This is a genomic window from Rhodococcus sp. YH3-3 (assembly GCF_001653035.1).
Taxonomy (GTDB): Bacteria; Actinomycetota; Actinomycetes; order Mycobacteriales; family Mycobacteriaceae; genus Rhodococcus_F; species Rhodococcus_F qingshengii.
Window position 1 is genome coordinate 1,054,905 of record NZ_BCWH01000001.1, and the last position, 12,732, is coordinate 1,067,636.

Genomic DNA, 12,732 nt, shown 5'->3' on the forward strand with positions numbered 1-12,732 from the left:
CCCGCCCGCGTACAACCAACCGCCCGCCTACAACCAGGGCCCGACGCCGCCGGCCTACCCGCCGGCGCAGCAGCCTGCCTACAACCAACAGCCTGCGTACAACCAGCAGCCGACGTACAACCAGGCACCCCCGGCGCCTCCCGTGCAGAACCAGCCGCCGGCGCAGCAGCCCGAGGTGAGCCTGGTCAAGGGACGCCCCGTCAGCCTGACCAAGGGACAGAAGGTCACACTCCGCAAGGAGGGCGGCGTCGCGCTCACCATGATCCAGATGGGTCTGGGTTGGGATCCGATCAAGAAGAGCGGCCTGTTCGGAAGCCGTACCGCCGACGTCGACCTCGACGCTTCGGCACTCCTGTACGCCGACGGCAACCTCGTCGACGTCTGCTACTACGGTCAGTTGACGTCCAAGGACGGCTCGGTCCGTCACATGGGTGACAACCTGACCGGCGACGGAGACGGCGACGACGAGGTCATGCTCGTCGATCTGCAGCGGGTCCCGGCTCACGTGACCACCGTGATCTTCACCGTGACCTCGTACCGCGGACACACGTTCGAGCAGGTCTCCAACGCTTTCTGCCGTCTCGTGGACAGCACCACCAACTCCGAGCTCGCTCGATACACGCTCCAGGGCGGCATGGCTTTCACCGGAATGGTGATGGCAAAGGTGTACCGCGTGAACGGTGAATGGAAGCTGCAGGCCATCGGTGAAGGTATCCAGGCCAAGCACGCAGGAGAAGCTGCGCCGCAGCTGGGCCGTTTCCTCACTGCTTGAGTCGAGACTGCATAGTCGAGATGAATCCGGTTCGGCGGTAGGTGATTTCGATCGCCGTCCGTCGAACCGGACATCGTTTCCCCCTCTGTGCGTTAACCTCATGCGGCATGTCGAGCCGTCAGTCGAGCGGCCGTGCGCGAGAGGACTTGGCACAGTAGATGATCATTCGAGGGAAACTTCTCGGTCGGGCGGCGGCCGTCGCAGGCGTTGTGCTGGCGCTCGTGAGCACCGGAATCGCGCAGGCTTCGGTGCCGCAGTCGGAAACGCTGTCAGGTGTATCCGGCACCGGGATCAAGTACGTCGCCCTCGGTGACTCCCGCGCCTCCGGCCCAAGGCTGGAACCGATGTACCCCGACGCCTGTTCGCGTTCGTACGAGAACTTCGCGGGCAAGATCTCTCGGGCACTCGAGGTCGCGGAGTTCGCCGACGTCTCTTGCAGCGCGGCACGCGCCGAGAACATCATCGACACTCCACAGCTGATTCCGAACTACTGGCCTGTCCAACTCGATGCCGTTCACCCGGACACCGACCTGATCACCATCTCGATCGGCGGCAACGACTCCAACAGCATCTTCCTCGGCCCCCTGTGCGTCGCTCCGGGGCCAGGAACCGATCGTGGATGCCGGTACGACCCGCTCGCGAATTCCGTCGCCCAGTCCGGAATCGACCGGGCTGCCGGAGAATTGGATCGCATCCTGACCGCGGTCACGCAGCGCGCGCCGAACGCTCGCATCTACCTGATCGGTGAGGGCGGCATGATCTCCTCTCGCGGATGCTGGCCGAACATTCCGTTCTCAGACGCCGACGCATCCTGGTTCATGGACTACTTCGCTCGCTACAACACGAAGTTCGACGAGGTCGCCCACGCCCACGGTGTGCGCACTGTCGACATTGCGGCGGCGAGCATCGCCGGCGGGCACGACGCATGTGCGAGTGCAGATCAGCGTTGGTTCGAAGGCCTGTTCTCGGAGTCGACGGCGCAACGCTTGCACTTCACGGACGCTGGGATGACCGCGGTGGCCGATCTAGTGGTGGCGGACGTGCAAGGCTGACCGAGAGAGCCCGGTCATGGCATAGTTCGCTGCTGTGGGTATGACTTTTGTTCCCGGACAGAACGCGCCGCTGCAGGCGCCCGTGGTGACGTTTCGAGCCGAGAGCCAGACGCCGTTCGACGTGTCGGCGCTGGTAGCGGACGCGAACCTGCGGGCATTGACGTCCGCGGACTTCGTGTTCTACAACCAACCATCCACCGCTGGAGTGCAACTCGACGAGAGTGGCATCCGGATGGAACTCGATCGACTTCACCCCGATGCGGCAGCGGTGTTGTGCATCGTCAGCGTGGATCCGGCAGCGACGGCCGCGGGCGCCTTTCGCACGGCCGGGCTCTCCGCCACCCTGAGCGATCAATCCGGTTCGGTCCTGGCCGAATTCGCGATCCCCACCGCAGGCACCGAGACAGCGGTCATCTGCTGGGAGCTGTACCGAAAGTCCGGTGCCTGGAAGATTCGGGCCGTAGGGCAGGGCTATGCGGGTGGTCTGGCGGAACTGATCTCGGTGCACGGCGTCGAGGTGGACGACGAGCCGGCACAACCAGCTCCGACAGCCGCGCCCGCGTGGGACTCCGCAGTGGAGCCGTTGGAGGTGGGCCGAGGCCTCGAGCGCGCGTGGATGATCTTCGAGGATGCCTCACGATCTGCCGCTTCCTTCGTCTCCAGCAGCGAGTACGCGCTTGCCCGTTTGGACGAAGATCTGACCGCTGCCGTCGCAGATCCGTCGTTGCGGAACTCGGCAGCGGGAGTGGCGGCGCGCGACGCCGCACAGAAGCGTCACGACGACCTCGTCTCACTCGCACGGGACAACCACGCCCGCGACAGCGCTCAGCTTGCGCACGAACTCGGTGTGATCGACGGCGTGCTCCCACGGTCGATGGCGTCGTGGAAGTCGGTGTCGTGGGCGGGTACAACCGATCCGGCCCAGATCACAGCCGTCAGCGACGGAATGCGTCTTGGCGAGCTGTCGGCTCCGGACCGCGGCACACTCACCGTTCCGTACTGCGTCCCGTTGCCATTGCGCCGGCCGATCTGGGTGGACAGTACGTCGAGCAAAGCAGCGCTCGGTCTGATCAGTGCCGTCACCGTGCGCGTCATGGCCGCCGGCCCGATGCCGCTACTCGACGTCGTCGACCTGACCGGCTCGCTCACGCCACTGACCGACCGACTGGCACCGATGCTCGCGGGGCCGGTCATCACCGCTCACACCGAGATCTCGGCGCGCTTGCGGGCACTGGCCGAGGCCGTCGACATGGGCGAACTCGCGCGAATGAGTGGCGTCGCCGACGGGCCGAGTTCCCTGCGCCTGTTGATCCTCAGCGATTTCCCGCACGGATACTCCGCCGAAGACGCACAGACCATCATGTTCCTCGCCGAACGCGGGCCGGCAATCGGTTTGTCCATACTGATTGTCGGAGAGGACGAGTCGAACTTCGCGGAAGAATCCGTCGCCGCACTGTCCGAGGGGTGCCAACATCTTTCGGCAGCAGGGCAGACGGAGGTTCACGATCCGTGGACCCGCACGCAATGGCACTTCACCCCGGACGTGCTCGACCCGATCTCCGAGTCGCGAATTCTGGCAGTGTTCGACCGCACCTAGCGGCCGATGGCGGATTGCCGAGCACACAGGCAGAGTGGTGGTACGACCACGCGCGGTGTGTGGCGGCAATACTCGAGGAGACTCATGGCATTCTGGGATCAGTTGAAGGCTAAGGCTCAGGAGATGAACGGCCAGCTCAAGACAAAGACCAGCCAGTTCCAGAACAAGGAATTCAAGAACGCGAGCATGGCAATGTGCGCGTTGATCGCCGCCGCAGACGGTTCGATCGATCCGTCGGAGCGTCAGAAGACCGCCGCGCTGATCATGAGCAACGAGTCGCTCGCGGTCTTCCCGCCGGACGAGCTTCGTGAGCAGTTCGACTGGTACTGCAGCAAGCTGTCCTCGGACTACGAGTTCGGCAAGGTCGAGGCAACCGCGACCATCGCCAAGCTCAAGTCGAAGCAGGATCAGGCCCGCGCGGTCATCCAGATCGGCATCATCATCGGCGGCGCGGACGGCAACTTCGACGAGCACGAGCGCGGCGTCGTACGCGACATGTGTTTTGCAGTCGGAATTTCTCCGGCCGAGTTCGATCTCTGATCGATTCAGAGCATGAAAGCGGGTGCGGCGCGAAAGCGCTGCACCCGCTTTTCTTTTCAGTACTCGGGATAGCCGTCCTCGGGTCCCAGCATGCGCTCGATCCTCGTCCGCGTGATCTTGGCGAGCTCGTCGACGCAGACCTTGCGCTCGACGGACCGTTCGTTGGACATGCGCTGGCCGATGTTCTCGAGCAGGTCGTCGGCGTCGTGGCCGTGCGAACACCACAGATACCGGAAGCCGAAGTTCCGCTCGTACTCCTCGCCGGCGCGATAGATGGTTGCCATGACGGCGTCGTCCGGAACCCAGATCGAGCATTGCTCGAGGTGGGACGGCACGCTGTTCTTGCGCACGCCTACGGGTGGATGGCATTGCAGGGCGCGTTCGACGTCCTCGTCCGAGAGGTTGAGAATCGCGTCCTCGGCGCGCGAGAGGATCTCCGCGTGGTCGGCGAACGGACGTCCGTCGCTGACCCACCCGGCCCACGTCAGCGAGCAGCAGCACTCGAACAATGCGTGAACTGCCTTCTGCCGCGGTAGTTCGTTGAAGCGCTCCAACCCGATCGATTGATGTAGCAGCATGTGACCTCCCGGCCCGTTGTGCTTTCAGGCGCGCTCGACATGCCGCGCGGTAACCAGATGCGCGACCATATCGATAATTCACTGCTTCACCTGGGAAAGGAAGGTTTGCTCCCCGAGTTTTCAGGTTCTTAACGCGGCGTAACGAGCTGACCGACACGGTCTCCACCCGACAAGGTTCGCTGACGAAGCCGACTCAACCGGGCGCCGATGACCACAGGAGATGGCGAGCAATCTGTCCCGAAAAGAGGCCAATAACGTTGCGTCTGATGCAACTTCACGGAGATCGGTTGGCGATCCCGCCGTCTCCGAAAGGCGACCAGCGGCTTGACAGGGTCGGCTCTCGTTTGAGGCTCTCGGCGTCGGCCCCTGCAATGGGCAGGGAGTGTGTCTCGTTCGCTGGCAGTCGTGGAGGCTCCGCGCGAGTTCGCGGTTGGCTCGATTTTGTATCGGGCCGTAGATGTCATATCAAGAATCTATGAGGTCGAGGGTGGATACGGTGGGCGAGCGGAGGGGGATGTGGATCGTCGCCGCATTGTCGATACTTGCTCTGGCAGCACTCATCTGCGCGGTGGTGACGTTCAGCATTGCTGTGCAGTCGATCTCCGGTGGTATGGGTCCTGCTGTCGAAGCGAGGGTGCTGGACGTGGAGGACGGTGCCACGCTGGGCCGTTGTGTGCATCCGCGCACCTATACGGTGGGATGGGCGCAGGACGAGGTGGACCACATCGAATCGTTCGTCGAGTGCTCCAGCGCGCACGAATACGCTGTGGGGCAGACGGTCAGGTTGTGGCGGGGTTCGAGTGGTCACTTGGTCGGATCGAGTCCGACGCTGATCGTGGCTTTGAGCAGTTCGCTGTCATTGGCGACGGGAGCGTTGGCGGTTTTCTCCGGGCGGAAGGCAGTTCGGGCGTGGCCGGCTCGACGGAAGGGGCGTAGTGATGTGGGGACGTTGAACATGTGAGTCCGTATGGCGGCGGCGGTGGCAGGGAAACCGGAATTTCACGTAACCGTCCTCGCGGCTACGCCATTCGAACGCAAGTAGCTCGGCGATTCTTTTTGTGGGGCGACGCAAGCGCTCGCTGCCTCGGAAGTAGCTCGTAGACGTCACGATCTTCCACGGTTTATCTGCGCCGTTTGGTGTGTGAACGGCGAACTCTCCATGAGGTGCCGTGACTCACTCAGAGGTTTTCGTCCTGGACGACGGGTATTGATTGTTCGATGTAGTCGGCGTCGGGTGTCGCGTCGACGGCTGCGGGTACGCGGTCGTTTTCCATGGCGGTGGTCCTTACTGTGCGGTGTGTCCTTCTGGCTGTGCGGATTTCAGTGTTGTTTGCGCGTTGTCGCGGCGTAGTGCTGCGGTGCTGTCCTCGAGTTCGAGGACCCGCCTGATGCCGACGAGGTTGATGCCGTCGGCGATGGGGTGTTGCTCACCAGGCTCGCGGCGGGCACCCTCGAAGCTGCAGCGCCGGCCCCGCCGATCATGTTGCCTCGCTACTCGTATCGGGTTCCGGTGATGCGGCCTCGAGCCACTCAACGCTCCCCTCCGTTGCAATTGAAGTGAAGGAACACTGCGCGATTCGAATACTGCACGGCCCGTCGACCTCCCCGGTTGTCACTGATCCGGAGCAACAACGCATTCGAGGAGGCTTCAGATGATTGCTGGGGTGGGATTCGGTGGCTTCCATTGCCGTGGGAATGGCGGATAGCGCTCTCCTAGGTGACTCCATGCGAGCTCAAGCGGAACGCAGTTTTACTGACGCCCTGGTGAACACTTCGGCAGCCATGAAGCTCTTACGTCGACTGCTCAAAGGACTGGAGTTGTGCTGAGTGTGATGGTCACCGACAGACTGGCCAGCTACAGATTGGATGCCCGTATCTCTGTCAGCTGCTGAAACCGCAGGCGTCTATGTCACGCGAGCGATCCCTCGAGCAGATCGACGAGAGCATCGGTATGGGTTAGTTGCGGATGGTGCCCGGCACCCGGCAGCGAGATCAGCTTGATGTTCGGAAGTGACTCGAGCTGCGCAACCGCGGCCGGGTCGATTGGGTCTTTGCTTCCTGTGATGATGCGGACCGGGCCACTGAATCGCCTAAGCGCTTCTTGGAGTTCAGCACGCCACCGCTTCGATCCCGCACGGGCGAGATGCTCGGCCACGCTCTTGGAACTGCTTCGCTCGAGGTCACTGAGACTGGAAACGAGAGAATCCGCGCTCGCTTCTGATCCGGTCAGTTTGCGTGAGAGCCGTGCCGGGTCTGCGTGTCGCAAGTAGGCGCGTACGAGCGGCTTCAGTCTGGCCGAGGAACCCATCGGGGCCTGGAGGAAGAACGGTGCGATCAACGTGAGGGACTTCACCTGCGCCGGGAACCGGTCAGCCGCAACTACTGCAGCAGCCGCACCGATGGAGTGGCCGACGAGGTCAGCAGGTTCACCAGCTACTACCGCCGGCAGCCACTCATCCCAGTCCTGAACGCCGGCCCCGCTACTGAGGCCGAGGCCGGGCAAGTCGACGACCCGCCCCTCGATGCCGGCAGCTACCTCTGCCCACGTGTCCGCGTTCACGGGCATGCCGGGAAGAATCACCCGACTCGATCCTCGTACGCCGAGCTCAAATGTCGTCAGGCCGCCGACGTCGACGAATCGACGGTCGGCGGACATGACGGCACCAAACCGATGCGCTGCCAGGTAGTCGGCCCACCGTTCGAGGGACACCAGCACGTCGGGCATCAGGATCCCGTGTCTGTCGGCGAACTCGACGGCGGACTCTGTCGGATAGCGGTCGGCGGACATGAAGGTGAGGGTCTCGGGATCGGCCTTGGTGATCTGCTGCGGGAGCCGCTTGATGACGCCGATCGGAATCCTGACCCGCGGGACCTTCGCACCGAGATGCCGACCGACGTGTGTGAGCAGGTCCGCTAGCGGTGGGGTGTCGTCGTGGAGAACCCAGTAGGCCATGCCCTCAGCAGCGGGATCGACCGCAGCTGCCGTCATGAAGGCCGCCAGATAGTCGACCGTGACGATCGGGAGAAACGTCGATTCGTTTCCAGGCAACGCTGCTGCGGTGCCGTTCCAAATCTGCTCGACTGTGCTGGCCAGCCCGATGTGCTGGTCGGATTCCCCGGTGGCGCTGTCGCCGATCACGCTGGACGGATTGACAATGGTCCAGGGAACTCCGTGCTTGAGGGCTCGGGCCTGGAAGATTGCGTCGGATTCCACTTTTGACGCTTCGTAGGCGCCAAGGTCCTTGTAAACCGCGGTGCGGTGATCGTCGGGCCATGGAACCGTTGTGGGGTCTTGTCCGCCGACGCGGTAGCCCGACACGTGGATCACGCGCTGCAGGTTGGGGAGGTCCTTGGCGAAGTCGATCAGCTTCTCGACGATGCCGACGTTCGCGCTGCGTGCCTCCTGGGCGGTCATTCCGAATCGGTAGGACCCGGCGCAGTTGTGGATCTCTGTGATGAAAGGGAACGCCGATGGGCCACCCGCGACGATTTCAGGAGCGTCGAAGTCGACGATCGTCGTGCTGATGCTCCGCGTCAGGCCATGCTCTCTGACCCATCGCTCGACACGGGCCCCGGACTCGGCGGTCCGAACTGCCGCCGTGACGTTCGTACCAGCCTCGGCGAGGGTCAGGACGAGGTGCCGACCGACCAGACCTGAGGCCCCGAAGACCAGGGCGTGACGGGAGACGTCGCGTGGAGTCATCGCGTTCCGCCAACGGTCTGGCAGCGCTGGTTGATGAGCTCCGCAACGATGTCAGCGGCCGAAATCAGGGGTTGCGTGTTTTGCGTAGCGCGAGAGACGATGACCGCCCCCTCGATCGTCGACACAACAACGGTCGCCAGGGATCGGGCCTCGTCGGGGACAACGCCGCTGGCCTCGAGAAACGCGGTTGTCAGGGCGATCCACGACTCAAAGGCAGCGGCGCACGCCTGCCGCAGACGCTCGTTCTCCGCGCCCATCTCCAGGGTGACGACAGAGACCGGGCAACCCCGCCGGAAGTTGCTCTCGCTGACGATGGTCGTCAGGGCCTCGATCGCGGCGCGTGCTGCCTCGGCCGCATCGACCCGGGAAATCGCGGCCTCTGCAATCAGCGTCCCGAATGCCTTCGTGGCGAGCTCAATCGCTGCGACGCCCAGGCCTTCCTTCCCGTCGGGGAAGTGGAAGTAGATCGACCCTTTCGGCGCTGCGGCGTGTTCGATCACGGCGTTCAGGCCCGTGCCGCTGTAGCCGCTGGTCTGGATGAGCTCGAGCATGGATTCTGCGAGCCGTGCCCTTGTCAGGTCTCCTTTGGATGCCATGAGCCAACAATAGACCGGTCTACATATTATTTTCAACCGAGAGAATGCGTCTACCAACCAGTCTCGTCGTGATCGACATGCGTGTGACCGCCGACGCCATCATCGGAGTGCCGGCGACCTAGGATCCGGCCAAGGCTTCGGGTCAGGTCCGCTTGCGGGTCGCGATCTCGTCGGAGAGCTGCTGAACGTGGGCGGCGTCCGCGTCCCGGGCAAGGGCGACGTAGTGGTCCATGACGGCCGGCCGGTAGCGCACGGGCAACGTCTGTCCTGGGGCGAGTCGTGTCAGCTCGGTGATCGTGAGGTCTTCGTCTGCGATACCGCGGAACAAGATGCCGTCGGAGGTCTCCACGTCGAACATCAGGACCACGCGTGGATTGCTGTTGACCTCCCGCCAGTCGACGAGAACGCCGAGCGCAAGCACCCCCGTCCGCAGTTCCGCATTGCGCTTGCGTGCATCACTGCTCATGAGCGGGTTCGGGGCGACGCCCGGAAAGTCGGGTCCGACGCCGAGTGATTCCCGACTCAGGTCAGGCCTGAGCTTCGACATCACATCGTCGAGCGTCATCTTTGAATCGTTGCGCTTCTTTTTCCAACCGAACATCCTGACCCCTCCATCACAGCGGCGCCGGAATCTCGGCCTGGAGCTTCGCTCTGATCGCGATTGTATGTCGCGGTCATTCTCGATCTCCGTCGCATCGTCCCGTCCACCTGCGGGTCGAAAGGCCTTTCAATCTGCACTCGCGCGTGCGGACAGACTTTTCGCTCACCAGTTGCACGCCAGTCCCTCTTGCCGGTGCAATTTCCGTTGTCAGAAGGCGAAATCCATGAAGGGGACCGAGATTGGCCCCCAGGCACGAATGGAAGGTCGCCATGACGAACGACGCCCCTCACCATCGCGCCCGCATTGGTCGCCCGCCACCTCGGCCACCACAGCCCTGGATGCAGCGATGTTCGACAGCAATCGCGAGCGGGCTTGTGAGCGGTTAGTGGGAGTGGGCGTCAACCGACGTGGACGTGTGGCCGGCGGGACTGGTCGGGTTCGGCGCGGCGGAGGACCTCACGGGTCACGGGAGCGGTTTCGCCCTCACCGATGAACAGGAAGCGGAGCAGGTACATGATCGGGTTTCCCTCGGTCCACTCGAAGTAGACGTCGGGAATCACGCCGGTGATGTCCCTCGTCCGCAGGAGAACCGCCGCAATGGTGTTGGGGACGGCAGGGCTGTCGACCCAGAGAATCCGGTGCTCACCGCGCTGTCGGCCGTGGACGAGGAGGTCGGTGCTGAATTCGGAGGAGTCCGTGACGTTGACCTCGATGAAGATGATCGACTCCGCCTCCGGGATGTTGCTTTCGGCGCGCTGCTGCGATTCCTTCTGCCGATACTCGTCCTCGTCGAGACGGTCGACGTCGTGCGCCACCATCGCGAGGTAACCCTTCTCGGCTGCCTCGGCGATGAATTGCAGCGCGGTCTCGTCGAATTCGACGGAGGTTGCCCGTAGTTCGAAGGCTCGCGAGATCCGGGAAAGGAAGGACACCACCATGATCGCGGCGATGAAGAACGACGCCACTTTCACACCGTCTGGACGTTCGAAGATGTTCGCGATCGTCGTGTAGACGAACAAAACTGCGACAAAACTGAACCCCACGAACAGTTTTCGCTGACCGTGCTTACGAGCGGACAGTGCAACGGCGACGGTCGCCGACGAGATGAGCACGAGGACACCGGTTGCGTACGCGGAACTCTGAGCGTCGACACCGGCGTCGAAGTAGATCGTGACAGTGATGGCGATGACGCTGAACACGAGGACCAGCGGACGCACGGCGCGGGCCCACGACGGCGCCATGCCGTAGCGGGGGAGATACCTCGGAACAAGATTGAGCAACCCTGCCATTGCCGACGCACCGGCAAACCAAAGGATCAGGATCGTGCTGAGATCGTAGACGGTTCCGAAGATCTCACCCAGATAGTCGTGGGCGAGAAAGGCAAGCGCGCGACCGTTGGCAGCGCCTCCGGGCTGGAACTCGTTTTCTGGGATCAGGATGGTGGTGACCAGGCTCGACGTCAGCAGGAATCCGCTCATGATCAGCGCCGCCGTGGTGAGCAGGCGCCGCGCACCTTTGATGCGGCCACGTGGATTCTGTTCCGTGTCGTGCGGATCGCCCTTGATCTGCGGCATGACCGCGACGCCGGTTTCGAAGCCGGACAGACCGAGAGCCAACTTCGGGAAGACGATCAGCGCGATCAGGATCATCATCGCCGGGTTTCCGTGCTCGGTGGTCATGGCGCGCGTCCAGTCGGTGACCAACGACGGCGCGGTCGCGATGTGCCACAGACCTACGGAGATGACCACCACGTTCAAGGCGAGATAGACGGCGACCAATCCGACCGCGATACCGATCGCTTCGGTGAATCCGCGGAGGAAGACCGCAGCGAGGAGCGCGAGCAGAACCAGGGTGACGGCGACGGTGTGTCCGGAGAGAAAGGTTGGAGCAAAAGGGTTCTCGACGAGGTGCGCCGTGGCATCGGCAGCCGAGAGCGTCATAGTGATGAGGAAATCGGTGGCCGCGAAGCCGAGAAGCACGAGAACGAAGATCTTGCCGCGCCACTTGGGCAGCAGCTTCTCGAGCATGGCGATCGAACCCTCGCCGTGCGGACTCTCGCGAGCCACTCGCCGGTAGACCGGTAGAGCGCCGAAGAGTGTCAGCAGGATCAATACGACTGTCGCGATGGGAGCCAACGTGCCGGCCGCCAGTGCCGCGATACCGGGTTGGTAACCGAGGGTGGAGAAGTAATCGACACCCGTCAGGCACATCACCTTCCACCACGGGTGGCGCTTCTCCTTCTTCGGCGCCATCCGGTGGGGCCCAGATGTCCGGCCGGTTCCTCGGTGATGTCCGCGAGCAGCCAGGCCTCGGTGCGTTGTTTCACGGACGGAGCCGTGTTTTCGGCCGGGACCTCGTTGTCGGCTGCGGTCACCACGGCGTCACGGCTTCAGATAAACATCGTTGAGCGTGACAGTCCGCAGGTTTCGGCTCCGGATGATGTCCACCAGTTGCGGATACACGTGGGTCACGGGCAGATAGTTGAGGTGCCCGATCACGATGGCCCCCGGATTGAAGTACTGGTTCGCCATTTGGAGGATGTACTCCTCGGTGATCAACGAAGAATCCGACAGTGATCCGTACCAGAGGGTGGGCACGGTGTAGCCGACGCTCGCGGCCACGGAATCGACTGTCGCGTTGTGCCTTCCGTACGGCGGCCGAAAGTACGGCGCCGCGTCCACGCCGTAGGTGTTGCGCAGGAACGTGCCGTTCTTCGTCAGCTCGTCTGCGATCTGCTGCTTCGACACGGACGTCAGATCCGGGTGCGAGTAGGTGTGATTGCCGAGCTGAATTTGTCCGCTCTCGACCAGCGGTCTGAGAAGTCCGGCGTTTTCGGTCCACGAGTTGTATTGCCCGTTGACGAAGTACGTCAAACGGATGCCGGTGTCTTTTGCGAACTGTGTGTAGAGGCGCACGACTTCGGAGCTGGCTCCGTCGTCAACCGTCAGGGCAAACAGATCCCCACCGCCGGGTAACGCGGTCAACGATCCGCCGGCGGGCAGCGGCACCCGGGCAGACGGCGGTGGAGGCGGCAACAAGGCAGGCGGGAGATCCGGGACAGGGACGGGGTCGGTTGGTTCGTCGGCTGCGGCGATTGCCGTCCCGACCGAACGTGACGAACAAGCGGTTCCCATGGTCACCGCGGCGGTTCCGGTCAGAGTTGCTGCTGCGAGGGCACTGAGGAAGCGTCGGCGGTCCACAGGGCGGAGCCTAGAGCAGATTTGCCCTATTCGGACTTCATTCTCAGCGTTTTTTCAGCCAATGACCAGCCGTGTCCGGTATCGACAGGTTCT

General features: G+C 63.2%; 10 protein-coding genes and 1 pseudogene. 5 read left to right on the plus strand and 6 right to left on the minus strand.

The window, feature by feature from the left end; all coding sequences use genetic code 11:
* The 4 genes from YH3_RS36570 to YH3_RS04970 all read left to right on the plus strand — a co-directional run.
* On the plus strand, window positions 1-772 hold a 772-nt coding region (locus YH3_RS36570; RefSeq protein WP_238592521.1), incomplete at its 5' end, for a TerD family protein.
* Window positions 773-930: 158 nt separating this feature from the next.
* Window positions 931-1,824 carry an SGNH/GDSL hydrolase family protein gene (locus YH3_RS04960; protein WP_047269678.1) on the plus strand — a complete coding sequence of 298 codons (894 nt, stop codon included), beginning with the start codon at window positions 931-933 and terminating at the stop codon, window positions 1,822-1,824.
* A 40-nt stretch (window positions 1,825-1,864) separates the two neighbouring features.
* Window positions 1,865-3,421: a TerD family protein gene (locus YH3_RS04965; protein WP_052959813.1), complete on the plus strand. Its 1,557-nt coding sequence runs from the start codon at window positions 1,865-1,867 to the stop codon at window positions 3,419-3,421.
* Between the two features lie 84 nt (window positions 3,422-3,505).
* Window positions 3,506-3,961, plus strand: a complete 456-nt coding sequence (locus tag YH3_RS04970; protein ID WP_003941110.1) for a tellurite resistance TerB family protein — start codon at window positions 3,506-3,508, stop codon at window positions 3,959-3,961.
* Window positions 3,962-4,017: 56 nt separating this feature from the next.
* Here the strand turns inward: YH3_RS04970 and YH3_RS04975 are convergent, their stop codons facing one another.
* Window positions 4,018-4,539 carry a 2-oxo-4-hydroxy-4-carboxy-5-ureidoimidazoline decarboxylase gene (locus YH3_RS04975; RefSeq protein ID WP_007727034.1) on the minus strand — a complete coding sequence of 174 codons (522 nt, stop codon included), beginning with the start codon at window positions 4,537-4,539 and terminating at the stop codon, window positions 4,018-4,020.
* A gap of 475 nt (window positions 4,540-5,014) precedes the next feature.
* Here YH3_RS04975 and YH3_RS04980 point away from each other — a divergent pair, with 475 nt between their 5' ends.
* Entirely contained in the window at window positions 5,015-5,500 is a 486-nt protein-coding gene (locus YH3_RS04980) for a hypothetical protein (RefSeq protein ID WP_147343843.1), read from the plus strand.
* Window positions 5,501-6,448: 948 nt separating this feature from the next.
* Here YH3_RS04980 and YH3_RS04985 read toward each other — a convergent pair.
* The 5 genes and pseudogenes from YH3_RS04985 to YH3_RS05005 form a co-directional block, all read right to left on the minus strand.
* The gene (locus YH3_RS04985; protein WP_064443058.1) at window positions 6,449-8,242 is read right to left on the minus strand and encodes an alpha/beta fold hydrolase; all 1,794 of its coding nucleotides are present in this window, start codon (window positions 8,240-8,242) and stop codon (window positions 6,449-6,451) included.
* Window positions 8,239-8,838 carry a TetR/AcrR family transcriptional regulator gene (locus YH3_RS04990; protein ID WP_039972767.1) on the minus strand — a complete coding sequence of 200 codons (600 nt, stop codon included), beginning with the start codon at window positions 8,836-8,838 and terminating at the stop codon, window positions 8,239-8,241. The genes YH3_RS04985 and YH3_RS04990 overlap by 4 nt, the downstream gene beginning before the upstream one ends.
* A gap of 142 nt (window positions 8,839-8,980) precedes the next feature.
* On the minus strand, window positions 8,981-9,403 hold the full coding sequence (locus YH3_RS04995) for a hypothetical protein (RefSeq protein WP_228232423.1): 423 nt from the start codon (window positions 9,401-9,403) through the stop codon (window positions 8,981-8,983).
* A 434-nt stretch (window positions 9,404-9,837) separates the two neighbouring features.
* Window positions 9,838-11,816 (minus strand): annotated as a pseudogene (locus YH3_RS05000) (amino acid permease).
* Window positions 11,817-11,820: 4 nt separating this feature from the next.
* Window positions 11,821-12,639 carry a polysaccharide deacetylase family protein gene (locus YH3_RS05005; protein ID WP_007727026.1) on the minus strand — a complete coding sequence of 273 codons (819 nt, stop codon included), beginning with the start codon at window positions 12,637-12,639 and terminating at the stop codon, window positions 11,821-11,823.
* Window positions 12,640-12,732: the final 93 nt, after the last annotated feature.

Coding starts and splice junctions, on each gene's coding strand:
- YH3_RS04960 (WP_047269678.1), top strand. CDS start 931: ATGATCATTCGAGGGAAACTTCTCGGTCGGGCGGCGGCCGTCGCAGGC.
- YH3_RS04965 (WP_052959813.1), top strand. CDS start 1,865: ATGACTTTTGTTCCCGGACAGAACGCGCCGCTGCAGGCGCCCGTGGTG.
- YH3_RS04970 (WP_003941110.1), top strand. CDS start 3,506: ATGGCATTCTGGGATCAGTTGAAGGCTAAGGCTCAGGAGATGAACGGC.
- YH3_RS04975 (WP_007727034.1), bottom strand. CDS start 4,539: ATGCTGCTACATCAATCGATCGGGTTGGAGCGCTTCAACGAACTACCG.
- YH3_RS04980 (WP_147343843.1), top strand. CDS start 5,015: ATGAGGTCGAGGGTGGATACGGTGGGCGAGCGGAGGGGGATGTGGATC.
- YH3_RS04985 (WP_064443058.1), bottom strand. CDS start 8,242: ATGACTCCACGCGACGTCTCCCGTCACGCCCTGGTCTTCGGGGCCTCA.
- YH3_RS04990 (WP_039972767.1), bottom strand. CDS start 8,838: ATGGCATCCAAAGGAGACCTGACAAGGGCACGGCTCGCAGAATCCATG.
- YH3_RS04995 (WP_228232423.1), bottom strand. CDS start 9,403: ATGACGCTCGACGATGTGATGTCGAAGCTCAGGCCTGACCTGAGTCGG.